The following is a 26,214-nucleotide window of genomic DNA, read 5'->3' as shown; positions in this document are numbered from 1 at the left end:
GTCGACATCTCCGGACGAAGAACTAGCGGTCCTACCCCGCCGAGGCCCGAGTCGCTCCGGGCTCGGGTTCCCTGTGTGAGCGGTGTTGGGCGTGCAGGAGGGCGACGCCAGGGGGCGAACCTACTCCTCAACCGATAACGACCGAAGGGGACAACTCGACATGAACCGACGCCTCGCCCTCGCTGTGACGCTCGGCCTCGTGGCCGGCCTCCTGGCGGCTCCCGCCGGCGCGCGCCCGGCCGCGGAGGAAGACAAGTCCGAGAACGTGAAGCTGATCGAGCATTTCCCGTACGAGAACAAGAAAGAGGACTTCTTCGCCGGCGGGACCGACATCGCGTTCTCGGGCAAGTACGTCTACGCCATGCAGCAGGGCGAGAACGGCGGCGTCCACGTGATCGACGCGTCCGGCGCCAAGCCGAAGAAGGTCAGCTTCATCCCCTGTCCCGGTGGCCAGAATGACGTCGCAGTGGTCAAGCCCGGACTGATCGCCCTCGGCTACCACTCCACGCAGTGCGGCGGAGAGGGCGGCGGCGTCCGCTTGATCGACGTCAGCGACCCGAAGCGTCCGAAGCTCCTCGGTGCCGTCAACGACCTGCCCGGCGGCACCCACACGCTCACCACCTACCCCGGCAAGGACATCATCTACGCCTCCCCCGGAGGTCTCGCCAACGGTGGCGGTGTCGAGCAGATCTTGGATGTGTCCAACCCATCGAAGCCGAAGGTCGCCGCGACCTTCACGCCCAGCCGCGCCGGCTGTCACGACCTCGAGTTCTACGTCACCAAGAAAGAGGCACTCGCGGGCTGCGCCGGTGGTGGCGAGGCACAGATCCTGGACGTTTCGGACCCGCTCAAGCCGAAAACGATCGCGCATGTCCCCGTGCCCGCCCAGTTCCCGCACTCCTTCGCCTTCACCGATGACGGCAAGAACTTCATCGTCGGTGACGAGGCGATCGCCGGCAACGACTGCGAGGGCGGCCCCACTGGAGCGATGTGGGTCTACGACTTCAGCGTCCGCCAGGCGCCGCTGCTGGTCGGGTACCACGGCCCCCAGCGCGGGCCCCTCCCCGCTGGATCTTCGAACTACAACCGAGACACCTGGTGCAGCGCCCACCTCTTCAACTTCATCCCCGGCACCCACACCCTCGTCGCATCCTGGTACGCCGGCGGGATGAGCGTCATCGACTTCTCGAACCCCAGTCGTCCGCAGGAGATCGAGCACTACATGACGACCGGTGACGGCAACACCAACTACTGGTCGGCGTACTGGTACGACGGACGCATCTGGGCGAACGACCGGGTGCGCGGCCTCGATGTCTTCGAGGTCAAGGGGCTCAAAGAAGGAAAGCACAAGCACTAGCCGCAAGGGGAACGCTGGGCCGCGTCGTATCTAGCGACAACGGCTGCACCTACGAGGAGGACGAAGAATGAGAACGGTTCGCACGTTGATGGCTTCGGCGCTCATCGCGGGTGCTGTCGTTGCTCCCGCTCTGGGAGCAGACGCGAGGCCGGCGCCGAAGATCGACAAGAGCAAGAACGTCACGTTGCTCGATGACATCCAGTACGAGGGAGGATCTGAGGTCGCCGCCTCTGGCAAGTACGTCTACACGGGCCAGATCGACGGCGTCACGCGCCGCGGAGAAAAGAAGGACCAGGGTGGTCTGCATATCTTCGACGTCTCCGGTGCTAAGCCGAAAGAGGTCGGGTTCCTCCACTGTCCCGGCAACGACAACGACGTCGAGGTCGTGAAGCCGGGCCTGGTCGTGATGGGCTTCCACAACAACCAGTGCGCGCCGTCGGCCGGCAACGGCTTCATCACCGTCGACGTGCGGAACCCCAAGAAGCCGAAGATCCTGGGATCCATCAACACGGGCAAGAACCACACCCTGAAGCCCGTTCCCGGCACCACGCTCGTCTACACCGCGGGTGGCGGGCTCACCGCCAGCCCGAACGCGGGCCCTGCGATCGTCGACGTGAAGAACCCGGCGAAGCCAGAGCTTGTGGCGAAGCCGAAGACGATCACCTCGGACTGCCACGACATCTCCTTCGTCGTGACGAAAGAGAAGCAGCTCGGGTTCTGCTCGGGCGCGATCGGGACGGGCGAGGTCCACATCTTTGACATCAGCGACCCGATCAACCCGAAGCCGATCGGCAAGATCGTCAACCCGCTGATCCAGTATTCGCACTACGCGGTCGCAAGCTCCGACGGCAAGCTGCTCGCGATCGACGACGAGGCGTTTGCCTTCCACGAGTGCCACACCGGGCAGACCCCGACCGGTCGCGTGTGGATCTACGACATCTCGAACCCGTCGGTGCCGGTGCTCCAGAGCAGCTACGCGGCTCCCCGCGGCGGCGACGGAACCGTCGGCACCCTCACCGGCTGGGTACCGTCCTGGTGCCTGTCGCATGGGCTGGACTGGATGCCGGGCACCCACAATCTCGCCGTCACCTGGTTCACCGGTGGCTTCAGTGTTCTCGACCTGTCGAACGCCGTAACGCCGAAGGAGGCCGCTTACTTCCAGGCAGAGGACTCCGCGACCTACTCGGCCCTCTGGCACAACGGCAATCTCTACACGAACGACATGTTCCGCGGCCTCGACGCTTTCAAGATCACGGGACTCCCCAAGAAGTAGCCACGACAGGTTTCACCGAGAGCCTCTGGAGATCCTCCGGAGGCTCTCGTCGCGTCTGGATAACCTCGCCTGCGTGATCGACGCTCACCTCTACATGGCGTGCCTCAACCTGAGGAGACGGCGTGCGCTCGTCGTGGGGGCCGGCCCCATCGCGCTCGAGAAGATCGAGGGGCTCCTGGTGTGTGAGGCCGACGTGACCGTGGTCGCTCTGAACGCCGTGCCCCAGGTGATGGAGCTTGCCGCCGCCGGCCGCGTCCGGCTCCAGGAGCGGGCGTACGAGGAGACGGACCTGGACGGGTGTCTGCTGGTGGTGGCGGCGACCTCGGACACGACCCTGAACACCCGCATCTACGAGGACGCCGAAGCGCGCTCGATGCTCGTGAACGTGGTCGACGTCCCCCACCTGTGCAACTTCATCCTGCCCGCGGTCGCCCGCAACGGCTTCTTGACCGTGGCGATCTCGACGGCGGGTGCCAGCCCGGCGCTGGCGAAGCGGATGAAGCGCGAGGTCGGCGAGATGTTCGGGCCCGAGTACCTGGAGTTGGCGTCGCTCCTAGACGGCGCCCGCGAGTGGGCGAAACAGGCCCTTGCGACGTACGACGATCGGAGGGTCTTCTTCGAAGAGATCGTCAACGGGACGCCAGACCCGGTCGAGCTGCTGCGCGCCGGCGACGTGGACGCCGTTCGAGAGCTGATCGCGGCGCGTCAGCGCGACGCGATCACTCGGACAGAAGGTCCCCCAGCCGATTGAGCCCTTCGCTCAGGTCGTCATCGCCGAGGGCGTAGCTGAGGCGGGCGTATCCCGGGGCGCCGAAGCCCTCACCCGGAACGAGCGCCACCTTCACCTCTTCCAGGATGACCTCTGCCAGCTGATGCGCGCTGGCGACCTCACGCCCGCGGATCGTCGTGCCGAGCACGCCGGTGAAGGAGGGGAAGCAGTAGAAGGCGCCTTGGGGCTCGTGCGAAACGACGCCGGGCATGTCGTTAAGCAGCTTGTGCATCTGCTGGCGCCGCCGGTCGAATGCCTGGCGCATCTCGGCTACCGCGGATAGATCACCGGCCACCGCGGCGAGAGCGGCCGCTTGAGCGACGTTCGACACGTTCGACGTCGCGTGCGACTGCAACGACGAAGCTACGGAGATGACGTCGGCGGGCGCGATCATCCAGCCGACTCTCCATCCCGTCATCGCATAGGTCTTCGCGACGCCGTTGATGACGATGCAGCGGTCCGCAAGCTCGGGAACCACCACGGGCATCGAGGTGAAGGTTGCGTCTCCGTAGACGAGGTGCTCGTAGATCTCATCAGTCAGCACCCACAGCCCTCTCTCGGCGGCCCAGCGCCCGATGGCCTCGACCTGGTGATGGGGGTAGACCGCGCCCGTGGGGTTCGAAGGAGAGACGAACAACAGCATCTTCGTTCGCTCCGTGACGGCGGCATCAAGCTGTTCGACGCTTACCTGGAACCCCGTCTCCTCGGTCGTCGGCAGCTCCACCGGGATCCCGCCCGCGAGCTTGATCATCTCGGGGTAGCTGACCCAGTAGGGGGCGGGAACGAGAACCTCGTCGCCCGGGTCGATGACCGATAGGAAAGCGTTGAACAGCGCGTGCTTGCCTCCGTTCGAGACCAGCACTTGCTGAGGCGAAACCCTGAAGCCCGAGTCGCGCTCGGTCTTCGTGGCGATAGCCGCACGCAGCTCCGGGAGCCCCGGTGCGGGCGTGTACTTGTGATACAGCGGGTGCCGGGTCGCCTCCGCAGCGGCCTCGACGATGTGCGCGGGCGTCGGGAAATCGGGCTCGCCGGCGCCGAACCCGATCACGTTCTCGCCCGCTGCCTTGAGAGCTTTCGCCTTCGCGTCGATCGCCAGGGTCGACGACTCCGTTATCGCCGTGGCCCGGGTAGACAGGCGGTGGTGAGGCATGATTCGCACCCTAATCGTGAGCACGAGGAGTTCGATGGAAGACGCAGCACAGATCGTGATCCCGCCGGAGCTGCGTCCAAGCGACGGCCGCTTCGGGTCGGGCCCGTCGAAGGTTCGTGCGGAGGCCGTGGCCGCTCTCGCCCGGGCCGCGGGGGGTTATCTCGGCACGAGCCACCGCCGAGCGACCGTCAAAGACACCGTCGGACGACTGCGGTCGGGGCTGCGCGACTTCTTCCGGCTGCCAGACGATTACGAGGTCGTGATCGGGAACGGCGGGTCGACCGCCTTTTGGGACGCGATGGCCTTCGGCCTCATCGAGCGCAGGAGCCAGCACCTGGTCTTCGGCGAGTTCTCGTCGAAATGCGCGCAGGCCGCTTCGCTGGCGCCACACCTCGCGGAGCCTCGGATGATCGAGTCCGAGCCCGGAACGCACCCGCAGCCGGAGCCCAGCCCCGACATCGACCTGTACGCGCTGACGCACAACGAGACGTCTACGGGAGTAGCGATGCCCCTCCGGCGGCCCTCTCCGCTGGCGTTGACCGTCGTCGACGGCACCTCAGCCGCGGCCGGGTTGCGCGTCGACCCGAACAACTTCGACGTCTATTACTTCGCTCCGCAGAAGGGGTTCGCCTCCGATGGAGGTCTGTGGATAGCTCTGTGCTCTCCCGCCGCCATCGACAGGATCGGGCGCATCGCGGCTTCGGACAGATACATCCCGCCCTCCCTCGACCTCCAGATCGCGTTCGAGAACTCGATCAAGAACCAGACCTACAACACGCCCGCTCTGGCCACGATCTTCCTGATGGTCGAGCAGCTGGAGTGGATGCTCCACAACGGTGGGCTGGACTGGTCGACGTCTCGCTGCGACAGGTCGGCCGACATCCTCTACTCCTGGGCGGAGTCGTCGACGGTGGCGGTGCCGTTCGTCAAGGACCCCTCGCAGCGCAGCCACGTCGTCGCGACCATCGACTTCGGCGAGGGCACGGACGCGACAACGATCGCGAAGGTGCTGCGGGCGAACGGGATCGTGGACACCGAGCCGTACCGGAAGCTCGGCCGCAACCAGCTCCGGATCGCGATGTATCCCGCCATCGAGCCCGACGACATCGAGAAGCTGACGAGCGCGATCGATCACGTCGTAAACGCGCTCGCCTGAAGGTGAAGCTCCTTGCGGTACTCGCGGTTCTGCTGATCGGCTTCTTCGTCGCCGACACGGTTGCCGAGAACACCGCGGAGGCGCGAGCCGAGGAAAGGCTGGCGGCGGCGGTCCCACAAGCCGACGGGCTCTCGGTCGACGTTCAAGGGGCGTTGTTCCTTCCTCAGCTCCTCGGCGGAAGCTTCGACCGGATGCGTGTGACGGCCGACGAGGTAAGGCGGGGAGGGGTTTCGGTGGGCGACCTTGCGATCACCTTCCGGAACGTCTCGTTCTCGATCGGCGACCTGATGTCCGGCACGGGGGCACTCAGGGTCACCGGTGGTTCCGGAACCGCCACGATCTCGGAGCGGGCGGTGAACCAGGCGCTCGCGCAGGAGGACGTTGACGCAGAGGTCGCTCTGGCGGAGCGGGTATCGCTGACCGCCGGCGGCAGAACTGCGACGGTGGAGAACGTCACGCTTGCCGACTCCGGGAAGCAGGTGTTGTTCTCCGCGCCGCCACTCGAGCCTCTCGCCCTGGACCTTCCACGCTCACTCGCCAGCGTCGAGTACACGGATGTCGCCGTTGAACACGACCGGCTCGTGTTGTCCCTCACCATCGCGAAGGGCAAGGTCGAGCTCTAAACGCCCACTTGTACGATGCCTTGATGAAGGTCTTGGTCTCAGAGAAGCTCTCCGGGGGCGGGCTCGAGCGTCTCCGGGAGCATCTCGACGTCGACGTGCGGACCGGGATGACGCCCGATGAGCTGGCGGAAGCGATCCCGGCCTACGACGCGTTGGTGGTCCGCTCCGCGACCAAGGTCACGGCGACGATCATCGAACGCGGGGAGAACCTGAAGGTGGTCGGGCGCGCCGGTATCGGCCTCGACAACGTCGACGTGGAGGCGGCCACCCGTCACGGGGTCTTGGTCGTGAACGCCCCGCAGTCGAACGTGCTCTCGGCCGCGGAGCACACGATGGCGTTGTTGTTGGCGCAAGCGCGCAACGTCCCGCAGGCTCACGGCGCGCTGGTGGCCGGGTCGTGGGAGCGGGAGCGGTGGTCGGGGGTCGAGCTGTACGGCAAGACGCTCGGCGTCATCGGGCTCGGTCGGGTCGGGACCCTGGTCGCGCAGCGGGCCAGCTCCTTCGGGATGCGCCTGATCGCCTACGACCCTTACGTGGCGCCGGCGCGAGCGCAACAGATGGGGGTGACGCTGATCGATTCCGTGGCGGATCTCTGCTCCCGCGCCGACTTCATCACGATCCATATGCCGAAGACGCCAGAGACCCTTGGGCTGATCGGCGCGAAGGAGCTGGAGAACGTGAAGCCGGGGGTCCGCATCATCAACACGGCCCGCGGCGGCCTCGTCGACGAGGATGCCCTGGTCGACGCGTTGCAGAGCGGGCGCGTGGCGGGGGCCGGGATCGATGTCTTCGCGGACGAGCCGGTGACCGACCACCCGCTCTTCAAGCTGTCCAACGTCGTGGTCACGCCCCACCTAGGGGCGTCGACGACCGAGGCTCAAGACAAGGCCGGTCTCGCCATCGCCGAACAGGTGCTCCTCGCTCTGAGGGGCGAGTTCGTGCCGTATGCGGTGAACGTCGATGTCGGGGCCGACATCCCCGAGCTCGTGCGCCCTTATCTCCAGCTCGTCGAGCGCTTGGGACGGGTGGCGGTCGCGCTCGCGGGCCGGGGGATCGAGTCGCTGCGCTTCGAGTATCACGGCGGTATCGCGGAGTACGACACCAGAGCCGTCACGTTGTCCGGACTCAAGGGTGCCTTCTCGGCGGTGGTGCACGAACCCGTGACGTTCGTGAACGCGCCGTTGATGGCGAAGGAGCGCGGGATCTCGGTCGAGGAGTCCAAATCCTCGCAGTCGCTCGACTACGTGAACCTCGTCGAGGTGCACGCCGCGGGACAGGGTGAGACCGTATCCGTCGCAGGTGTCCTGGTAGGCAAGCGGGACACCGAACGCCTGGTGCGCGTGTGGGGTTACGACTTGGACATGTCGTTCGCCCCCAGCATGGTGTTCTTCCGCTACGACGACCGCCCCGGCGTCGTCGGCATCGTGGGGACGCTGCTGGGTGAGGCCGGCGTGAACATCGCGAACATGCAGGTGGCCCGCCAGAGCGAGGGAGGCGAGGCCCTGATGTGCGTCGCGGTGGACTCGCCTATCCCGGATCAGGTGCTCGCCTCGATCGCCGAGCGAGCCCAGCTGCGCGACGCGCGCTCCATCGTGGTCGGCGAGTAGGCTCCCCGCCGTCGCGAGCGCAGGGGAAAAGGAGCGAGAATGCCGATCGATCCGGTCGACAAGGTATGGATGAACGGCGAGCTGGTCGATTGGCAAGACGCGACCGTTCACGTCCTGACCCATGCGCTGCATTACGGCTCCGGAGTCTTCGAGGGGTTGCGCTGTTACGAGACCTCCCGTGGACCCGCGGTCTTCCGTCTGCGCGAGCACATGGAGCGCATGGAGCGCTCCGCGCGGATCTTCCAGATGGAGATCCCCTACAGCGTCGACGAGCTGATGCGAGCAACCTTCGACGTCATCGAGGCGAACGGACTGAAGGAGTGCTACGTCCGCCCGATCGCCTACAGGGGCTTCGGCGGAGAGATGGGGGTCAACCCCGCGGCGAACCCGGTGGAGGTGTCGATCGCGGTGTGGTCGTGGGGCGCGTATCTCGGAGACGACGCGGTGTCGCAAGGAGTGCGAGTCACCTTCTCGTCGTGGCGGCGCGGTGACCCCAACATCATCCCGCCGAACGCGAAGGCCACCGGCGCCTACATCAACGCGTCGATGGCGAAGCTCGAGGCCACGCAGGCGGGCTTTGACGAGGCACTCATGCTGAACCCGCACGGGCTGGTCTCGGAGGCGACCGGACAGAACCTGTTCATGGTCAAGAACGGGGAGCTGCTGACGCCGCCGCTGGAAGATGGGCCCCTGCCGGGCATCACCCGCGACTCCGTGATCAAGCTGGCTCGAGACCAGGGGATGCCGCTGTACGAGCGCTCCCTCACGCGCTCCGACGTCTACACCGCGGAGGAACTGTTCCTCACGGGCAGCGCGACCGAGATCATCCCGATCCGCGAGGTCGATGGCCGCACCTTCGAGCCGGGCCCGATCACGCAGACACTGCAGGCCAGATACACAGACATCTGCCGCGGCCGCGACGAGAAGTACCTGGACTGGCTCGACTTCGCTGAGTAGCACGGGGAGGCCCCCGTGGATCATGACGAGTAGGGGGTCACATGGGTCTGTTTGGACGCGAGGAAGCGACCGAGTACGAGATCCTGCCGGGTCAGAACCTGCGGTGCGAGATCTGCCACCACCAGCGGTTCTATTCGAGGGAAGGAAAGATCCAGACGACCGGAATGACGTTTCTGGACCTGGATTGGGCGAACGCAAGTGCGACCTGCCTGGTTTGCGAGAGGTGCGGCTACGTTCACTGGTTCCTTCCGACCTAGCGTCACGTGCCTCTCGAACCCTCGGATCCACGACGGCCGGCGCGACGGCTGCGTCCGGATCCTGGAACCAGCCGGCTGATCCCTTGGGCGGTCGCGCTCGGCGCTGTATCGCTCCTGGTCTCCCTGGGGGCGTTTTGCGCTTTCGTGGGCTCGTCCAGGTCGGAGATCGAGGTGGGGCCGGCGGTGCCTGGCGCGGAGAGGGTGGCGGGTCGTCTCAGCACGAGAGATGCTCTCGAGCAAGCTCAACGTGCGCAGGAGAGGTACCGCGCTGAGCACGGGACCTACACGACGACCTTCAGCGTCTTAACCGAGGAGGGGTTCTACGAGGGTGTGTCATTGGAAGCGCGCTACGCGGACGAACATCGCTACTGCGTCGAAGCCTCGCACTCCTCCGGCGTCATTCGGCACATCACCGAAGTGTCAGAGCGTCCGCGCCCCGGACCGTGCCCTTAGCGGGTCGACGCCAGCGGCTTCGACGGGACCGTGGGCTCAGGCTGTACGGAGCGCCTCGAGGTCGAGGATCGCCAAGCGGCGTCTGCTGGTCGCCACCACGTTTCGCTCGTGAAGTTGCTGTAGCGCCCTGGTCACGGCCTCGCGCGAGGCACCTACGCAACCGGCAAGCTCGCGTTGCGAAAGGGGGAGGATGACACCGCCGCCCTCCGTGCGCTCGCCGATCGCATCTGCTAGTTCCAGAAGGGTTCTTGCTATCCGCGCAGGGACATCGAGCCACGCCGCTTCAACGCGCTTCCGGTCGGCGGTCCGCATCCGATGGGTCACCGTCGCGCTCAAGAGCGACAAGAGACGTGGGTGCGTCTCCGCCGCGGCATCGAAGTCGGCGGCTTCGACAAGAAGCGCCTCTACCTCCTCGACCGCTGTGACGGTGGCTGAGCGAGGTTCACCGTCTAATGCGGCCTGCTCGCCGACGATCTCGCCGGCCCCTCTCATCGCGAGGACCGCCTCACGCCCGTCCTCGTCCACCACGGCAACCTTGACTCGGCCTGCTCTTATGAGGATCAGTCGGTCCGACGTCTCGCCCTGTCCAAGGAGCGTCTGGCCGCGACGGAAGCGCCGCGTGCGTCCACGCTGCGTCAGGGTGCGGAGCTCTTCGTCCGAGAGCGCAGCGACGAAATTCTTGTGCTTTCTCTCCACCCTCGGCTTTTCCACGTCCCCCCCCTCACTCCAGCTCGTCGCTGAAAGCGACGTGGTCCAGCATCGGCGAGTGCCGTTCTGCCGTCTACGTACTTTTACATGCTGCCGGCGAGACAGCTAGGGTCGACCCAACCTGTCCTACGGCTCCGGGACCGTGCGGTCGGCGCTGAACGGCGATCCTCGGTCGCCACTTCAGCCGGTCCTAGAACACCTCCACTTCGTTGGAGCAGTTGGAGGTTCCCTCTTCGCAGACCTTGTAGACATAGCTGCCGGAGGAGTTGGCGATCATCTCGGTGTAGGAGCCGTCGTCGGGCGTTGTTGCGACCACGACGCCGTTTCGGTAGACGACGACGCCGCCGATCAGGTCGGTGCCGCGCCAGTAGAGGGTGACCGTTGCCGTGCCGCCAGAGCGGAAGGCGGACGCTGTGAGCTGGAAGCTCCCTGCTTCCTCTTCGGACTTGACCGACACGTCCTGCGAGGTCGAGGTCGATGCCCCACTGTCGTCCGTCACCGTGAGCGTGACCCGATAGGTGCCGGGCTCGCTGTAGGTCTTGTTCGTGGTCGAGCCCCCGGCCGTTGTGCCGTCGCCGAGATCCCACGCATAGGTCGAGATCGTGCCGTCGGAGTCCGCAGACCCTCCGGCGTCGAAACTGCAGGTGAGACCGGAGCAGGAATAGGTGAAGCTGGCCACCGGCGGCTCGTTGCTGGGGGCGGGAGCAGGACCGCCTCCGGTTGTGCGGGAGGGGCTGTTGACGACAAACAGGTTCTCGTCGCCGACGTCCAGGAGCGGCTCCTGGATCCCGTCACCTGAATCATCGACCCATGAGGAACTGCCGGAAGCGGTGATCGCATCCCGAACCGACATCACGTCGGAGCGGGTCAGGGGATCATTGGCGCCGCTCGTCAGGATCGCAGCGGCGCCGGCGACATGGGGCGAAGCCATCGAGGTGCCACTGACGGTGCGGTAGCCGCCGAGCAACCAGGTCGAGAGTATGCAGACACCGGGAGCGGCGACCTCAACCTGGGACCCCCAGTTGCTGAAACCCGCGAGGGTGTCGTCTTCGTCACTGCGACATGTCGGCGCCCCCAAACCTCCCGCGCCACCGTCGAAATCCGCGAGGGCCGAGACCGTGATGACATCGGGATGGTTCGCCGGGCTGTGGTTCGTCGCGTCCAGGTCGCTGTTGCCCGCCGCAACGACGTGGACTACTCCTCGATCCACGGAGGTCGCGATGGCGTTGTTGAGGGCGGTGCTGGCGCACTTGCAGCCCAGGCTCATGTTGGCGACCTCGATCTCGTCGGCGCGCGCTGTAACCCAATCCACACCCGCGATGACCGACGAGAGCATGCCCGTCCCCGCTGCCGTTAGCGCCTTCACCGCATGCAGCCGCGCGCCCGGCGCAACTCCTACGACACCGGTGTCGTTGTCCAGCGCGCCCACCGTTCCCGCGACGTGCGTCCCGTGGCCGTGGTCGTCCTGACCCGCACCGGCAACGCAGGTATCGGCCGACAGGGCGCCGGTGCAGTTGGTCGACGAGACGATGTGGAGGTCGGGGTGATCGAGATCGATACCGGTGTCGATTATGGCGACATCGACATCCACGCGGACATCGTCGCTGCCATCGATGTCGAGCTGCTGGTTCGTCGTGGCGGCGGACCGTTCGATACCTGTCGGAACCGCCTGCGCGAACGTCTCCACTCCTCGGTCGGGCTCGACGTAAGCGACCCGTGGGTCCCGCTGGATCGCGGCCACCGCCTGCTCGTTCAGACCCGCCGCGTAACCCTTGAGGGCGTGCCGGTAAGTGAACCGTATGTCGGCACCGTGCTGACGCTGGTGGTCGGCGGCCACCTGTGCGGACGCGCCTGCCCACTGGTTCAACACGACGATGTAACGGCCGCTCGAGGGGTCTTCCTCCGCGGACGCCTGGATCGGCGTTGCCGGAACCAGCAGTGCCGCGCAGCCGACTACACACGCGGCGAGGCAGCGAAGCGAAGACCTGGAGTCGAAGCGGAATCCGAAACCCGACACGCGTCCCCTCCCCTCTCTACGGGGGCCGGCGGACGGTCAGTGACTGGCCGTCCGCCCAACCCGAGTGTTGCGGGGGATGGGCCCGCTGCTCCTGCAGGAGCGGTCGCGGCTGTCGGTACCCCTCTACAGGGAGGTCAAACCCAAATAGGGACAAATTTTCGGAACGCCGGGCGCGGCGTAGCCCCCCGTCCTGTCCCGAGGGATAGGACGGGGGGCGTACGTCTCTATGGAGCGTGGGGGTTCAGCTACCCCGCGCTCACGCGTCGCTGGTGATGGGTGAAGCGCAGATCGACACGATCGGGATGTCGTCGGAGCTACCCTCGACGACGACAGGTCCGAGCGTCTCGTGGAAGGGGTAGGCCCCCGTGCCGTCCGGTTGGGAGGTGACACCGGAAACGGTGGCCGACACACTTCCGCCGGTTCCCAGGCCGGGAAGAGCGAGCGCCACCACACCGGACTCGTCTCCCTCGCAGTCCGTGGGAGCGAGGGTGGGCGAGGGGGGGAGACCCTCATGCGACCAGGAGTAGGCGATGGCCACCTTCGCGTTTCTCAACGTTGGGGTCTTGGTGCGACGACCCCCGAGCTTGACGCCATAGCGGCCGAGACTCGACAGTGCGATCTCGTAGGTGCCACTGCTCGTTGTTTCGGCGACAACTGCCTGCGGCGAAACGTTCAAGAAAGCTGCCGCAACGGCAAGAGTGGTTGCGGCTCTTGCGAGGATCCTCTTGTTCGCCATCATGGAATCTCGTTCCTCCCGTTGAATCGAAGGGCAGCGGGCTCGGCCATCCTCCGGGCCCGACTGCCCTTCGAACCTTTCAACTAGATGGAGCTCATGCAGATGCTGAGGATGTCGCCGGGGCTGACGTCGTTCATCGCGACCTCGTCGATCTGACCCTCGGCCACGACGGTCCGCGCGCTGGTGGGGTCGGCGCTCGCCGTGCTGGAAACCTCCAGATAAGCGTCGAACGATCCCGTACCGCCGGACAGCGACAGCAGAGCGACCGGGGTCTCTCCAGCTGTCTCACAGGTGAAGCTGGTTGCCACCAACAGGTCGGGGGCCTGACCCGAACCGCCGTAGGTGAAGGCGATGCGACCGTTGTTGAGTGCGCCCGTCTGGATCGTCTTCTTCTTGTCACCGCTGAGCAGGTTGATCGTCGTGCTGGGGACGTTGACGGGCAGGTCGAACGAAATGGTGTCGGACTTGTCGGCGCTGACGCCGGCCTGCGCGCTCACTCCGGCGAACAGAGACGAGGCAAGGAACGCCGCGGCAACGAGAGCCGTTAGCTGCTTCTTCCAAACGAATGTCTTCATGGTGTGTTGTCTCCTCTGTGGTCTTGGTGGTGGTGATCGGGTTGTGATTACGAGGTACTAGGTGATGCTGCGAAAACCGCTATGCCCGTTCGATAGGCCTCTCCCTTCGTGGGGTGTGGGTAGTAAGCGGATACCTGCCGCGTGTTCGCCTATCGGCGGACCACACGAACTCGCACTCGCTTCCTCATCGTTCTCTCCTCTGTCTGGAGGACTGCTGTCGAGAACGAACTATGAAGAAGCGCCGGGTTCCGTTCGACGGCATAGGTCACGGAAGGAACGTGGGGTTTTACGCAGACGAGGGTGCTTGACACCGGGCGCTGTATGAGCGGTTGCCAAACGCAATGACAACTGCACGAGCAGGATGTCGTAGCTAGCAGCTGCGGGCTCACAACTCGAACTGGAGACAGATCGCGGCGGCCTCGCGTCCAGTTTGGGTGGTGGCACGGGAGCGTCAGGGAAGGTGCCTGCGCCGCGCTTGTAGGGTCGAGCGCATGGAACGGCAGACCGTCAGGACGCGCATCGAGCCCGCTCCCAGCGGGTCGATCCACGTCGGGAACGCACGCACGGCCCTCTTCAACTGGCTGTTCGCGCGGCACCACGGCGGTTCTTTCGTGCTTCGGGTCGCCGACACCGACGCCAAACGCGCGACGGACGAGAACTACCGAGCCGTGCTGGAGGACATGCGGTGGCTGGGCCTGGAGTGGGACGAAGGTCCCGAGGTCGAGGGCCCTCATGCGCCCTACCGCCAGAGTGACCGGTTCGACCACTACGACGCGGCGGCGCAACAGCTGCTCGCCTCCGGCGCGGCGTACCGCTGCTACTGCACACCCGAAGAGCTGGAAGAGGAACGATTGAAGGCGCAGGCGGAGAAGCGGTCGCCCGGCTACAGCGGCCGCTGCCGGAACCTGTCCCCCGAAGACATCGCCGTCTTCGAGGCGGAAGGACGTCCTTCCTCGGTGCGTTTCCGGGTACCCGAGGGTAGGACCATCACCTTCCACGACGAGGTGCTGGGCGAGATGTCCACCGACCTGGGCCTGACGCCGGATTTCGTGATCCAGCGTTCCGATGGATCCCCGACCTACATGCTGGCCGTCACCGTCGACGACCTCGAGATGGGGATCACCCACGTCATCCGCGGCAATGACCTCGTGGCTTCGACCGCCCGGCAGATCCTCGTGCGCGAGGCGCTGGGGGAGAGGGAGCTCCCTGTCTTCGCGCACCTGCCGCTGCTGGTGGACGAGAAGGGGAGGCCGTTGTCGAAGCGCTGGGGCGACGTCGCCGTGCGGGCATATCGCGACCAGGGGTTCCTGCCGGAGGCGGTGGTGAACTACCTCGCCCTGTTGGGCTGGTCCTTCGACGACAAGACGAACATCTTCACGGTCGAGGAGCTGATCGAGCGCTTCTCGCTGGACCGGGTGGGCAAGAACCCCGCGGCCTTCGACGTGGCGAAGCTCGAGTGGCTGAACGGGCACTACATCCGCGAGTCCGATCCGAACGTGATCGCGGACGCCCTGGTCCCTTTCTGTGTCCGGGAGGGTTTGCCCGCAGACACAGAAGAAGGGCTGGCGATACTGCGGAGCGTCACGCCGCTTCTAACCGAACGGATGAAGCGGTTGACCGAGGCACCGCCCATGGTGCGGTTCCTGTTTGGGCCGGTCGAGCCGGACGAGAAAGCCGCCGGCGTTCTGGACGGCCAAGAGGGTTATCTGGGCGAGGTCGCGGCCAGGCTGGAGGGCTTGGACAAGTGGACGGCCGCCGCGATCGAGGAAGCGCTGCGCGCGCTGTCGGAGGAGCGCGCGCTCAAGCCGAAGAAGGCGTTCCAGCCGGTGCGCGCCGCTGTCACGGGAACGCTCGTTTCGCCTCCGCTGTTCGAATCGTTGGAGATCCTCGGACCCGACGAGACGCTGGCGAGGTTGCGTCGCGTCCCCCTCGGAGCCGTCTGAGCCGCTGGTATCCTCTCGGCTGCCCTTGGGGCGTGGGGTAACCTGGCAGCCCGGCGGATTCTGGTTCCGTTAGTCCTGGTTCGAATCCAGGCGCCCCAGCTGTAGCAACTAAGGCCCGGTAGTCTAGTTGGCCAAGGACGCCGCCCTCTCAAGGCGGAGATCACGGGTTCGAATCCCGTCCGGGCTACGCAACTGCGTTCCCGCGCGCTCAAGATAAAGAGGAGACACAAGAGATGAACCCGACGGACCTGGTCGAGAGGCCGTACCTACGCGACGACCTGCCCGACTTCCGCGCCGGTGACACGGTCAGGGTGCACGTGCGCGTCGTCGAGGGCGAGCGGGAGCGGGTTCAGGTGTTCGAGGGCATCGTCATCCGCCGGCGTGGCAGCCAGCTATCGGAGACCTTCACGGTTCGCAAGATCTCGTTCGGCGTCGGAGTCGAGAGGACGTTCCCGATCCACTCCCCGATGATCGCCAAGGTCGACGTAGCGACCCGCGGCGACGTGCGGCGCGCGAAGCTGTACTACCTGCGGTCCCGGGTCGGCAAGAAGGCCAAGGTCAAAGAACGCCGCGACACGTAAGCGTGTCCGAACAACAGGGATACGACCCGCACCGGCCGCCGCCGGGGCCACCTCCGCCGCCGACGCAACGTCTCGATCCTCCGGCCGGCGCGGCGCCCCCGGCTGCCGCCCCCGTCGAGCCGGCCGCGGAGCCCGCGCCGAAGCGGCACTCGTTCTTTCGGGAGCTGCCCGTGCTGATCGTGGTCGCGTTCGTCGTGGCCTTGTTGATCAAGAGCTTCCTCCTCCAGGCGTTCTACATCCCCTCCGCCTCGATGGAGCCGACTCTCGTCGAGGGTGACCGCGTGCTGGTCGAGAAGCTGACCTACCGCTTCAGCGGCCCGGGACGGGGCGACGTCGTGGTGTTCGAGAAGAACCTCGTGCTGCCATCTTCGGCGCCCGAGGAAGAATCCGTCATCCAGAAGATCTCGGAGTCGATCAGGGGCCTCTTCGGCTTCCCGACCGGCACCGAGCAGGACTTCATCAAGCGCGTCATGGCGGTCGGCGGCGACACGATCGAGGGCCGCGACGGGCGCGTGTACGTCAACGACCAGGTGGTGGACGAGCCTTACCTCACCGAGGGCCAACAGACGTCGCCGTTCGGCCCGACCGAGGTCCCCGAGGGCAAGATCTTCGTCATGGGCGACAACCGCAACAACTCCGACGACTCTCGCAACTTCGGTCCCATCGATGCGGACAAGGTCGTGGGGCACGGGTTCCTGCTGATCTGGCCGCCGGAAGACTTCGGCACGCTCTAACCTGTCCTCTATGTCTTCCACGGCCGAGGACCCGTCCGTTCCGTCCGCGGCTGCTCCAACACCTGCCGCGGCCGGCGAAGCATCCGAGCCATCGTTACGTACGCCGGTCCCGCTCAAGCGCCGCAGCCGCTGGCGAGGCTTCTTGAAGCACCTGGCCGAGCTACCGATGCTCGTCCTGATCGCCTTCGGCATCGCGATCGTCATCAAGACTTTTCTGGTCCAGGCCTTCTTCATTCCGTCGGCGTCGATGAGACCGACCCTCGTGGAGGGCGACCGCGTCTTGGTCGAGAAGGTCAGCTATGCGCTCCACGACCCGAGGCGCGGCGACGTCGTCGTGTTCGAGAAGTCGGTGTTCGGCAAAGCGCCCGACCTGCCGTGGCCTCAAGACGCGCGGAACTTCCTGCGGGAGCTCCTCGGGTTGCCCACGGGAGGTGAGGAGGACTACATCAAGCGTGTCGTCGCCGTGGCCGGCGACACGATCCGCTACACCGGCTCGCCGCGCCGGCTCGTCGTGAACGGCGAGGAGGTGGAGCAGTCCTTCGTGAAGGGCGGCGCCGACAAGGTCAGCTCGACCATCACCCGCGCCGACTGCCGGCGGCTCGAGATGGAGGTGGCGGGAGATTCGTGCCGGGTTCCCGCCGGACGCATCTTCGTCATGGGCGACAACCGTGCGAACTCGGAGGACTCCCGGATCCTCGGGCCGGTGGACGAGGACAAGATCATCGGACGAGCGTTCGTGGTGATCTGGCCGGCGGAGGACTTCAGGAGCCTGTAGCTGGTGCTCTGTCCGGCCCATGACTTTGGCCTTCGGTAGAGTCCTCGCGATGGTTCAGGACGCTTCGGGGCTGATGGAGGCCCGCCTCAACGCGGCCGGCTTCGAGCGGGTCGCGGGATGCGACGAGGTCGGTCGAGGCGCCCTGGCGGGCCCGCTGGTTGCAGCAGCGGTCATCCTGCCCGAGGGCCTGGAGCTGCCCGGGCTCAGAGACTCGAAAACCTGCACCAAGCTCCAGCTCCAGCGTCTCGCGGAGCAGATCCACGAGCAGGCGCTGTCGGTCTGCATCGTGAGGGTGCGGCATGACTCGATCGATCGCGACGGCCTCAACCCCTGCAACATGCGGGCGCTGCGAAGGGCGCTGAAGGGCCTCGGCCAGGAGCCGGACTACGTGCTGGTCGACGCCTTCCGGTTGAAGAGGCTCCAGTGGCCGAGCTTGGCGGTCAAGAAAGCGGACGCGGTGTCAAAGAACGTGGCCGCGGCCTCGATCGTGGCGAAGGTCCATCGCGACGCCGCGATGCGGCGCTACCACAAGCGGTTCAAGCACTATGGCTTTGCGACCAACGTCGGCTATGGGACCCGGCACCACTGGAACGCCCTGAAGGAGCACGGTCCCTGCGAGATCCACCGGCGCTCGTTCTTCGGCGTCCTCGGATTTCCAGATCAGGATGGTGTCATTCGACCCCACGGGGCGCGAGACTTGATCGACGAAGACCCCGCCGACCACGAGCTAGAGGAGATCTAGGGATGAGCGTCGAGGACCTCGAGAAATACGAGGCCGAGATGGAGCTTCAGCTCTACAAGGAGTACCGGGACGTCCTCCCGATGTTCAAGTTCGTCGTGGAGACGGAGCGACGCTTCTATCTGGCGAATGAGGTCAACGTCGAGACGCGCCATCTGGGCGCGAAGGTCTGGTTCGAGGTCGAGCTCGCCGACGCCTGGGTGTGGGACATGCACCGGCCGGCGAGGTTCGTCTCGCACGTGAAGGTCGTCACCTTCCGCGACCTGAACGTCGAGGAGCTGGCGCAGCTCGCCGAGCGCGACATAGTCCCGGAGCCTCCGACCGCGTCGTAGCGCGCCGGACGAACATCTTTCCGGCGTCCCTAGTCGGAGGAGATCAAACCTGTCGCACCCCGTCTCTAACCTCCCGGGGGTGGACACGCGACATGTGCTGGGGCGACGCGGGGAAGACATCGCTGTGCGGGCGTACCAGCGAGACGGATACGCGATCGTCGCGCGGAACTTCCGCTGCTCGACGGGTGAGATAGATGTCATCGCCCGCCGCGGGCGGAAGCTGGTCTTCTGTGAGGTGAAGACGCGCGCCACCGACTTCTTCGGGGAGCCTTCCGAGGCCGTCACACGGGTCAAACAAGCGCGGCTGCGCCGCTTGGCCGCGGCATGGCTGTCGCTTCACCCCGCCCCGGGGATGGAGCTGCGTTTCGACGTCGTGTCCGTGATCGCCGATCGACAGGGGACTAGGGTGACGCGCCTGGAAGACGCCTTCTAGAGGGAGACTGCTGCACGTGTCGGAGTTCGAAGCGCTGTTGTGGGAGCAAGAGGGGCCGGTCGCCACGATCACGTTGAACCGCCCCGAGAAGAAGAACGCGATGTCGTGGGTGATGTTCAACGAGATCCGGGCCGCGTTCGACCGAGCCGCCGCCGACACCGAGGTTCGCTGTGTCGTCGTGACCGGCGCCGGAGGCGCCTTCTGCTCCGGAGCGGATCTCTCCGATCCTGCGAACCTCGTTACGTCCACGGGCGAGTTCAAGGAGCGGATGCGCGTCATCGACGGGATCGTCCGCTCGTTCGTGCGTTGCCCGAAGCCGACGATCGCAAAGGTGACCGGCGTGGCCGCGGGGGCCGGATGCAACCTCGCCGTTGCATCCGATCTCGTTGTCGCGTCCACCGACGCCAGCTTCGCGGAGCTGTTCGTGAAGAGGGGGTTGGTGGTCGACTTCGGCGGAACCTGGGCGCTGTCGCGGCTCTTGCCGTTGAACAAGGCGAAGGAGCTTGCCCTTCTCGGCGAGACGATCTCCGCACGAGAGGCGGACCGCCTCGGGCTCTTGAATCGGCTCTGCGACCCCTCAGAGATCGATGCGGTGGTGAAGGACCTGGCGCAGCGCGTCGCAGCGATGCCTCCTCAGACCGCCACCCTGATCAAAGAGAACCTGAACCGCGCCCACGAGAGAAGCCTCGAAGAGAACCTGGATGCCGAGTCGATCGCGCAGGCGTTCGCATTCGGAACCGAGGACATGCGGGAAGCGGTGCAGGCGTTCTTGGAGAAGAGGGAGCCGCGCTTCACCGGGCAGTGACGGTTTCTGTCTCACCTCCTGATTAGGTTCTCGATCCGCGCTTTCGGGACCGGGAACGGACCGGTTCATGCTTGCAATGACGGAGTCGGTTGCATTCGTGGGAGCCGATGCCCAGCTCGTGCGGGTCGAGGTCGATATCGGTGGTGGCGTCCCGGCTTTCCGCATCGTGGGGTTACCTAACGCCTCGGTTCGCGAGGCAGAACAACGGGTTCGCTCCGCGCTGCTCGCCTCCAACGAGCAGCTCTCGAAGCTCCGCACCACCGCCAACCTGTCACCGGGCTCCCTGCGTAAGGAGGGTGCACATTTCGATCTTGCTCTCGCGCTGGCTATCGCCGGCGCGGACGGCAAGGTGAAGTTCAAGGCGGAAGTGCTCGAGGGATGGGTCTGTGTCGGTGAGCTCGCCTTGGGCGGGACGCTGCGCCCGGGACGCGGCGCGCTTGCAGCCGCGATGGCAGCTCGCCGCGCCGGTCGACGAGGGTTGATCTGTCCTCTGGCGAACGCTCCCGAGGCGGCGCTCGTAGATGACATCGCGGTCGTCGGCGTGGAGACGTTGCGCGAGGCCCTCGACTTCCTCAAAGGGAAGTCACAGGCGCGCGAGGTCCCGCGCTTCGTTGCCCCCGCTCCACCTCCGTTCGCAGATCTAAGCGCGGTGCGCGGGCACGCGTACGCGAAACGGGCTCTCGAGGTCGCTGCGGCAGGTGGTCACAACCTCATGATGGTGGGTCCGCCGGGGTCCGGGAAGACGATGCTCGCGCAGCGGATGCCGGGGCTGCTCCCGCCGATGTCTTTCGACGAGTCCCTCGAGGTGACGAAGCTCCACTCCATCGGCGGCGTCTTGCCGCCGGGGGCGGGGCTCGTCACCGAGCGACCGTTCCGAGCGCCGCATCACAACATCTCGCTCGCCGGAATGGTGGGTGGAGGCGTCGGCTTACCGCGGCCCGGCGAGCTCAGCTTGGCGCATCACGGGACGCTCTTTCTGGACGAGATCACCCTGTACCGGCGCGATCTCCTCGAGAGCCTGCGCGGCCCGTTGGAGGACGGAGTCGTTCGCATCGCAAGAAGCGGGGGAGTGATCGAGTTCCCTTGCCAGATCTCGTTGATCGCCGCGATGAACCCTTGTCCCTGCGGGTTCCTCGGCGACACCAAGAAGGAGTGTCGCTGCGGCGACGTTCAGATCCAGAACTACGCCGCCCGCCTCTCCGGGCCTCTTCTCGATCGGATGGACCTACAGGCTCCGATGGAGCGGCTCACGAGCCGCGAGCTCCTGGGGGCGCCCGAGGGGGAAAGCTCCGCGGAGGTACGCGAGCGCGTCGTCGTGGCGCGGCAGGCACAGGCGGCTCGATACGGCGACGCCACCCTGACGAACGCGTCGGTCGGCCGGGGGCTGCTCGACGAGCACGTTTCCCTCGGGCCCTCGGCGCGGTTGCTGCTGGGCCACGCGATCGAGAACGACTCTCTGAGCGGTCGAGGACTGGACCGCGTCCTGCGTGTGGCCCGCACGCTCGCGGACCTAGAGCAGGAGCCGAGGGTGGGCGACCACCACATCGCTCAGGCCCTGGGGCTGAGGCTCGAGCACACGCAGCTGCGGGCCGTGTCGTGAGCGAGATGCGTGTGCTGCGACGGGACGCTCCCGGCTGGCCGCCGCTCCTGAACGAGCTTGGTCCCGCGCGACGGCCCGAGCTCCTCTACGTCCAGGGCCGCGACATCCCAAAGCGTCCGCTGATCGCGGTCGTGGGTTCTCGTCGTCCCACGATCGCGGGTCTCGATGCCACCAAGACGCTCGTGACCGGCCTCGCCGAGGCAGGGTTCGGCATCGTCTCCGGGCTCGCGGCCGGGATCGACGCTGCCGCGCACCAAGCTGCACTCGGGGCGGGCGGCTACACGCTCGCGGTGCTGGGATTCGGCCTAGACGTCGACTATCCCCGTCGCAACGCGACCCTAAAGCGGCGCATCGCGAGCGATGGCACGCTCGTGACCGAATACGAGCCGGGGACGCAGCCGTATCAATCCAACTTCCCCGAGCGCAATCGGATCATCGCTGGCCTCGCTGAGGCGACGCTCGTCGTCGAAGGGGCGCTCAAGAGCGGTGCGTTGATAACTGCGCGCCTAGCGCTCGACGCGAACCGACACGTTTTCGCGGTGCCGGGCAGCTTCCGCAACGTCATGGCTGCGGGCTCGAACGAGCTGATCCGGTCGTCGCAAGCCGCTCTGGTGACGGAGGTGCGTCACATCTTCGAAGAGCTCGCTCCGCGCCTTGGCGGCGGCGATCAGCCGAAGCTCGCGTTGGACGAGCCGCCCGTCCAGCTGGACGACGCCGAGGCCGCCGTCCTGTCGCTGCTCGACGACGTGACGGTGAGTCCGGACCGGATCTGCCGTGAGCTGCGATGGGACATGGGCGCGGTCGCGCTGGCGCTGAGCCGTCTCGACATGCGCGGCCTGGCGCTACGGCGCGGCATCGGCTACCAGATCACGACCTCCGGCGCCCGCGCCCGCGCCGCGGCCGCCTCGTCCTCTAGTTCTGGATGACTCCGATGCCCCGGACCCGCGCGATGCCCGACAGCAGGTCCCAGATCGCGTCGGCCCCCGCCCTAGCACCGGCTTCGGCTTCCTTCTCGGCAGCATCGTCCGAGACGACCTCCGAGATCGCGCGCGCCAGCTCCTGGGAGTGCTCGATGTCGAGCTCGCCGTGCAGGCGGAAGTACTCGAGGGCCGGACCGTCGACCCCGTAGTGGGCGCGGAGCCCCTTGATCTTGGTCTCGGCGACACCCGGCGTCTGTGACTCGTAGGCGTAGAGCATCCCGAGCGCGTACGGAAGCGATCGTTCCGCCATCGCCTGCCGGAACGCGTTCACGCAAGAGGCGGTCTCGGCTACGGGATCGGTCGAACGGACCTCGGCGTCGGCGGCGCCTACACCTTGCGCGAACTCCAACCACAGCCCCAAGTGGTCGCCCTCGATCTCGTCGCTCAGGTTCGCCCTGATGGTTGCCTGTGCTGCCGTGCCGTCCGGCAGCCGTCCCGCGATGGTGGCGAGATAGCCCGGAAAAGCTTCCACCTGGCGCCAGTACTGACTCGAATAGAACCTCAGGTCCTCCACCGTCAGCGTCCCCGCGGCCCACGCCTCGTAGAACGGGTGCTCGAGGATGCGCGCGTGCTGCGTGGCCTGGTCCATCCGTTGCTTCAGAGCTTCCGACGACATGGCTTCCCTTTCCTCTCGCGACCGTGACGGGAGGATATGACGACTGTTGCCGAGGCGGGAGGAACCTCACCCCCCTCGGTGTGGGCGTGGCGGTGCATCTGCATCACAACGTCTCATCCGTTGACAGCTGCAACAGCCGTGCCATGCTGGATCCCAGAGCGGATGGATGGAAGCGGGGACCCATGGGATCGGACAGGTCTGTCGGAGGCGCCGTCGAGGCCTACCTGCGCGCGCTTACCGCAGAGCGCGATGTCTCGCCGCTGACCGCCGCCGCCTACCGAAGCGACCTCGACCAGTTCCGGGAGTGGCTCGCCCGCGCCGGGGTTACAGATCTGGACAAGCTGGATCGCCGGACCTTGCGCCGTTACATCTCGTTCCTCGGAGAGAAGAGGTATGCCCGGCGAACCGTCGCCCGCAAGGCGAGCGCGATCCGCTCGCTGCTGCGATGGGCCGTGAAGCGACAGATCCTCGCCGCCGATCCCGCCGACGACCTGGCGGTGCCGAAGCTGGATCGACCGCTGCCCACGGTGCTGAAGGCGTCGCATGCAGCGCGCTTGTGCGAGGCGCCGCCGGTCGATGTGCCTGAGGGGAGGCGCGACCGTGCCCTCCTGGAGCTGCTCTACGGCTCGGGACTTCGGGTGGCGGAGGTGTGCGGGCTCGACCTTCCGGATCTGGACCTCCAGCACGGGCGGTTGCGCGTAAGCGGCAAGGGACGGAAGCAGCGTCAGGTCCCGATCAGCGATCCCGCTCGCACCGCGCTCGGCGCGTATCTGATCGAAGGCCGCGCGGCGTTGCTCGAGCGGAACCCGGATGGTCCCGATCGCGTTGCGGTCTTCCTCAACCGCCGCGGGAACAGGCTCGGCCCCCGGTCGGTTCGCCGACTCATGACGAAGTACGGAACGGCCGAGGGTCTCGCGCCCACGTCGCCACACGCGCTCAGACACTCGTTCGCGACCCACCTCCTGGACGGAGGAGCGGACCTTCGAACGGTGCAGGAACTGCTGGGCCATGAGAACCTTGCAACTACGCAGATCTACACCCATGTCTCAACCGAGCGCCTGAGGGCCGTCTATGAGCAAAGCCATCCAAGAGCCTGAGTCCCCCGAAGGCCTCGATGAGGCCCAGGCTCACGCCGACAGCGTCACGCTGGCGTGGGATGAGTACAAGGCGACGGGCGTCACCAAGGCTCGCGACCAGCTGATCCTTCACTACTCGCCTCTGGTGAAGTACGTCGCGGGCCGCGTCGCCGTCGGTCTGCCGGCGAACATCGAGCAGGCGGACCTGATCTCCTACGGCATCTTCGGGCTGATCGACGCGATCGACAAGTACGACCGGACGCGGAACATCAAGTTCGAGACGTATGCCATCAGCCGGATCCGTGGCGCCATCATCGACGAGCTCCGCGCTATCGACTGGGTCCCTCGCAGCGTCCGCTACAAGGCGCGCGAGGTCGAAAAGGCGTACGCCGCGCTCGAGAACAAGCTGAAGCGGCCGCCCTCGGACGCGGAGATAGCGGGGGAGATGGGGATCTCCGTGGATGACCTGAACCACATCTACACGCAGCTATCCAGCGTGTCTCTCATCGCATTGGACGAGCTGATGTCGATCGAGGGGGACAAGGGCGACAAGCTGTCGTTGCTCGACACCCTTGAAGACACGAAGACCGCGGGCCCGATGGAGGCGTTCGAGAAGGAGGAGATGAAAGAGATCCTCGTCTCCGCCATCAACCGGTTGCCCGAGCGCGAGAAGAAGGTGATCACCTTCTATTACTTCGCCGGGCTGACCCTGGCGCAGATTGGCGAGGTCCTCGGCGTCACCGAGTCCAGGGTCTGTCAGATCCACACGAAGGCGGTGCTCGGCCTCAAGGGCAAGATCTCGGAGGTCACCCAGGCCGACTAGCGCTCCAGCAAGCCCAAGCGTCCGCGGCTGCTAGCCTTGGGCCGCAACAAAAATTCACACGCTCATCATCTTCTCGGTCCCCGTGCAGAGCGCGGGGCGATGGGCGGAGGTCGAACCGAAGAAGGAGGAGTTGCTTATGCCTGTCGTGACTCTGCGACAGCTGCTCGAGGCTGGCGTGCACTTCGGCCATCAGACCCGCCGTTGGAACCCGAAGATGAAGCGTTTCATCTTCACGGAGCGCAACGGCATCTACATCCTCGATCTCCAGCAGACGATGTCGGGGATCGAGAAGGCCTACACCTTCGTCCGCGACACCGTCGCCGGCGGGGGCACGATCCTTTTCGTCGCGACGAAGAAGCAGGTTCAGGACGCGGTGGAGGAGCAGGCGACGCGCTGCGGGATGCCGTACGTCAACTTCCGCTGGCTGGGCGGCATGCTCACCAACTTCCAGACGATCCACGCGCGGATCAAGAGGATGCGCGAGCTGGAGGAGATGGAGGAGTCCGGCGCGCTGGACGCGCTGTCCAAGAAAGAGGCGCTCCGTCTTCGGCGGGAGTACGAGAAGCTGGCGCGGAACCTCAGCGGAATGAAGGGGATGGACAAGGCGCCCGACGCCATCTACATCCTCGACACGAAGAAGGAAGAGATCGCCGTGCGCGAGGCAAAGAAGCTCGGCATCCCGATCGTCGCCGTTCTCGACACCAACTGCGACCCCGACGACGTCGACTACGCGATCCCCGGCAACGACGATGCGATCCGGTCAGGGCAGCTGCTGACCCGAGTCATCGCCGACGCAGTGATCGAGGGTAGGTCGATGCGACCGGACGACTCGGGTAACGGCGCGGCCCCCGCCGCGGCGCCCGCTGCCAGGCGCGGCGACGTCCTGCCCGGCGCGTTGGCGGAGCCGAAGGCGGAGTGGGAGCTGCAGCTGGAGGCGGAGGAGGCCGCGGAGCAGGCCCTGCGGATCAGCGGGGAGTCTCAGTCCGAGGCCAACGCTCCGGAAGAGGGCGTCTCGGAGCCCGTGAAGCCGGAAGACGATGGCAAGGCCGATGCGAAAGGCGACGAGCCCGGGGACCTGTCGCATCCTCGTCCGAAGGCGGGCGCGGGAGACAACGGATAACCACCACACCGCCACGAAA

Annotated in this window: 28 protein-coding genes and 2 tRNA genes; 24 read left to right on the top strand and 6 right to left on the bottom strand. The window is 66.2% G+C overall.

Translation table 11 applies throughout. From position 1 onward, the window contains the following. Positions 1 to 160: 160 nt before the first annotated feature. The 3 genes from M3N53_00855 (at position 161) to M3N53_00845 (ending at position 3,381) form a co-directional block, all read left to right on the top strand. Positions 161 to 1,357 carry a hypothetical protein gene (locus M3N53_00855; GenBank protein ID MDP9066881.1) on the top strand — a complete coding sequence of 399 codons (1,197 nt, stop codon included), beginning with the start codon at positions 161 to 163 and terminating at the stop codon, positions 1,355 to 1,357. 67 nt (positions 1,358 to 1,424) lie between these two features. Next, entirely contained in the window at positions 1,425 to 2,630 is a 1,206-nt protein-coding gene (locus M3N53_00850; GenBank protein ID MDP9066880.1) for a hypothetical protein, read from the top strand. Between the two features lie 73 nt (positions 2,631 to 2,703). Continuing rightward, positions 2,704 to 3,381, top strand: coding sequence for a bifunctional precorrin-2 dehydrogenase/sirohydrochlorin ferrochelatase (locus M3N53_00845; GenBank protein ID MDP9066879.1), 678 nt, complete (start codon positions 2,704 to 2,706; stop codon positions 3,379 to 3,381). Here the strand turns inward: M3N53_00845 and M3N53_00840 are convergent. After that, complete coding sequence (locus M3N53_00840; GenBank protein MDP9066878.1) at positions 3,350 to 4,549, bottom strand: pyridoxal phosphate-dependent aminotransferase; 1,200 nt, start codon at positions 4,547 to 4,549, stop codon at positions 3,350 to 3,352. The two genes, M3N53_00845 and M3N53_00840, sit on opposite strands and share 32 nt — an antisense overlap. A 34-nt stretch (positions 4,550 to 4,583) precedes the next feature. On the opposite strand from M3N53_00840, the gene serC reads away from it, so the two are divergent. The 6 genes from serC to M3N53_00810 all read left to right on the top strand — a co-directional run bounded on the left by serC (position 4,584) and on the right by M3N53_00810 (position 9,602). Continuing rightward, the gene (gene serC / locus M3N53_00835) at positions 4,584 to 5,705 is read left to right on the top strand and encodes a phosphoserine transaminase (protein ID MDP9066877.1); all 1,122 of its coding nucleotides are present in this window, start codon (positions 4,584 to 4,586) and stop codon (positions 5,703 to 5,705) included. 2 nt (positions 5,706 to 5,707) lie between these two features. Next, on the top strand, positions 5,708 to 6,328 hold the full coding sequence (locus M3N53_00830; protein ID MDP9066876.1) for a DUF2993 domain-containing protein: 621 nt from the start codon (positions 5,708 to 5,710) through the stop codon (positions 6,326 to 6,328). 23 nt (positions 6,329 to 6,351) lie between these two features. Then, complete coding sequence (serA, locus tag M3N53_00825; protein MDP9066875.1) at positions 6,352 to 7,935, top strand: phosphoglycerate dehydrogenase; 1,584 nt, start codon at positions 6,352 to 6,354, stop codon at positions 7,933 to 7,935. A gap of 39 nt (positions 7,936 to 7,974) precedes the next feature. Continuing rightward, on the top strand, positions 7,975 to 8,892 hold the full coding sequence (locus M3N53_00820; GenBank protein MDP9066874.1) for a branched-chain amino acid transaminase: 918 nt from the start codon (positions 7,975 to 7,977) through the stop codon (positions 8,890 to 8,892). Between the two features lie 41 nt (positions 8,893 to 8,933). Continuing rightward, positions 8,934 to 9,149, top strand: coding sequence for a DNA-binding protein (locus M3N53_00815; GenBank protein ID MDP9066873.1), 216 nt, complete (start codon positions 8,934 to 8,936; stop codon positions 9,147 to 9,149). Between the two features lie 183 nt (positions 9,150 to 9,332). Beyond that, entirely contained in the window at positions 9,333 to 9,602 is a 270-nt protein-coding gene (locus tag M3N53_00810; protein MDP9066872.1) for a type IV pilin protein, read from the top strand. 36 nt (positions 9,603 to 9,638) lie between these two features. On the opposite strand, the gene M3N53_00805 is transcribed toward M3N53_00810, so the two are convergent. The 4 genes from M3N53_00805 to M3N53_00790 all read right to left on the bottom strand — a co-directional run bounded on the left by M3N53_00805 (position 9,639) and on the right by M3N53_00790 (position 13,638). Beyond that, positions 9,639 to 10,313, bottom strand: a complete 675-nt coding sequence (locus tag M3N53_00805) for a Crp/Fnr family transcriptional regulator (protein MDP9066871.1) — start codon at positions 10,311 to 10,313, stop codon at positions 9,639 to 9,641. Positions 10,314 to 10,500: 187 nt separating this feature from the next. Further along, complete coding sequence (locus M3N53_00800) at positions 10,501 to 12,327, bottom strand: S8 family serine peptidase (protein MDP9066870.1); 1,827 nt, start codon at positions 12,325 to 12,327, stop codon at positions 10,501 to 10,503. A 256-nt stretch (positions 12,328 to 12,583) separates the two neighbouring features. Beyond that, positions 12,584 to 13,063 (bottom strand): hypothetical protein, encoded by a 480-nt coding sequence (locus M3N53_00795; GenBank protein ID MDP9066869.1) that lies wholly within the window; start codon positions 13,061 to 13,063, stop codon positions 12,584 to 12,586. Positions 13,064 to 13,146: 83 nt separating this feature from the next. Beyond that, positions 13,147 to 13,638 carry a hypothetical protein gene (locus tag M3N53_00790; protein ID MDP9066868.1) on the bottom strand — a complete coding sequence of 164 codons (492 nt, stop codon included), beginning with the start codon at positions 13,636 to 13,638 and terminating at the stop codon, positions 13,147 to 13,149. Between the two features lie 491 nt (positions 13,639 to 14,129). On the opposite strand from M3N53_00790, the gene gltX reads away from it, so the two are divergent. From gltX to dprA, 12 genes are all read left to right on the top strand, one after another. Next, a complete protein-coding gene (gene gltX, locus M3N53_00785; protein MDP9066867.1) occupies positions 14,130 to 15,581 on the top strand; it encodes a glutamate--tRNA ligase in 1,452 nt (483 codons plus the stop codon). A 26-nt stretch (positions 15,582 to 15,607) separates the two neighbouring features. Further along, a tRNA-Gln gene (locus M3N53_00780) sits at positions 15,608 to 15,680 on the top strand. 13 nt (positions 15,681 to 15,693) lie between these two features. Next, positions 15,694 to 15,768: transfer RNA gene (locus M3N53_00775), tRNA-Glu, on the top strand. 46 nt (positions 15,769 to 15,814) lie between these two features. After that, a complete protein-coding gene (gene rplS / locus M3N53_00770) occupies positions 15,815 to 16,162 on the top strand; it encodes a 50S ribosomal protein L19 (GenBank protein MDP9066866.1) in 348 nt (115 codons plus the stop codon). 2 nt (positions 16,163 to 16,164) lie between these two features. After that, the gene (lepB, locus tag M3N53_00765; protein ID MDP9066865.1) at positions 16,165 to 16,896 is read left to right on the top strand and encodes a signal peptidase I; all 732 of its coding nucleotides are present in this window, start codon (positions 16,165 to 16,167) and stop codon (positions 16,894 to 16,896) included. A gap of 10 nt (positions 16,897 to 16,906) precedes the next feature. Further along, on the top strand, positions 16,907 to 17,671 hold the full coding sequence (gene lepB, locus M3N53_00760; protein MDP9066864.1) for a signal peptidase I: 765 nt from the start codon (positions 16,907 to 16,909) through the stop codon (positions 17,669 to 17,671). Between the two features lie 49 nt (positions 17,672 to 17,720). After that, positions 17,721 to 18,413 (top strand): ribonuclease HII, encoded by a 693-nt coding sequence (locus M3N53_00755; protein ID MDP9066863.1) that lies wholly within the window; start codon positions 17,721 to 17,723, stop codon positions 18,411 to 18,413. A gap of 2 nt (positions 18,414 to 18,415) precedes the next feature. After that, positions 18,416 to 18,742 (top strand): DUF2469 domain-containing protein, encoded by a 327-nt coding sequence (locus M3N53_00750; GenBank protein ID MDP9066862.1) that lies wholly within the window; start codon positions 18,416 to 18,418, stop codon positions 18,740 to 18,742. A gap of 79 nt (positions 18,743 to 18,821) precedes the next feature. Continuing rightward, complete coding sequence (locus M3N53_00745; GenBank protein MDP9066861.1) at positions 18,822 to 19,175, top strand: YraN family protein; 354 nt, start codon at positions 18,822 to 18,824, stop codon at positions 19,173 to 19,175. A 16-nt stretch (positions 19,176 to 19,191) separates the two neighbouring features. Then, on the top strand, positions 19,192 to 19,980 hold the full coding sequence (locus M3N53_00740) for an enoyl-CoA hydratase-related protein (protein MDP9066860.1): 789 nt from the start codon (positions 19,192 to 19,194) through the stop codon (positions 19,978 to 19,980). Positions 19,981 to 20,056: 76 nt separating this feature from the next. Continuing rightward, positions 20,057 to 21,580 carry a YifB family Mg chelatase-like AAA ATPase gene (locus M3N53_00735; protein ID MDP9066859.1) on the top strand — a complete coding sequence of 508 codons (1,524 nt, stop codon included), beginning with the start codon at positions 20,057 to 20,059 and terminating at the stop codon, positions 21,578 to 21,580. 5 nt (positions 21,581 to 21,585) lie between these two features. Next, complete coding sequence (gene dprA, locus M3N53_00730) at positions 21,586 to 22,506, top strand: DNA-processing protein DprA (GenBank protein ID MDP9066858.1); 921 nt, start codon at positions 21,586 to 21,588, stop codon at positions 22,504 to 22,506. Here dprA and M3N53_00725 read toward each other — a convergent pair. Beyond that, positions 22,493 to 23,176, bottom strand: coding sequence for an iron-containing redox enzyme family protein (locus tag M3N53_00725; GenBank protein ID MDP9066857.1), 684 nt, complete (start codon positions 23,174 to 23,176; stop codon positions 22,493 to 22,495). The two genes, dprA and M3N53_00725, sit on opposite strands and share 14 nt — an antisense overlap. 182 nt (positions 23,177 to 23,358) lie before the next feature. Between M3N53_00725 and M3N53_00720 the strand changes: the two genes are divergently transcribed. From M3N53_00720 to rpsB, 3 genes are all read left to right on the top strand, one after another. Further along, entirely contained in the window at positions 23,359 to 24,273 is a 915-nt protein-coding gene (locus M3N53_00720) for a tyrosine recombinase XerC (GenBank protein MDP9066856.1), read from the top strand. Next, a complete protein-coding gene (gene whiG, locus M3N53_00715) occupies positions 24,248 to 25,075 on the top strand; it encodes an RNA polymerase sigma factor WhiG (protein ID MDP9066855.1) in 828 nt (275 codons plus the stop codon). The genes M3N53_00720 and whiG overlap by 26 nt, the downstream gene beginning before the upstream one ends. A 136-nt stretch (positions 25,076 to 25,211) precedes the next feature. Further along, positions 25,212 to 26,195 carry a 30S ribosomal protein S2 gene (gene rpsB, locus M3N53_00710; protein MDP9066854.1) on the top strand — a complete coding sequence of 328 codons (984 nt, stop codon included), beginning with the start codon at positions 25,212 to 25,214 and terminating at the stop codon, positions 26,193 to 26,195. Positions 26,196 to 26,214: the final 19 nt, after the last annotated feature.

This window comes from Actinomycetota bacterium, from assembly GCA_030776625.1.
Classification (GTDB): Bacteria; Actinomycetota; CADDZG01; order CADDZG01; family WHSQ01; genus MB1-2.
Note: the sequence above shows the minus strand (reverse complement) of the source record. Positions and strands in the feature narration are given on the sequence as shown.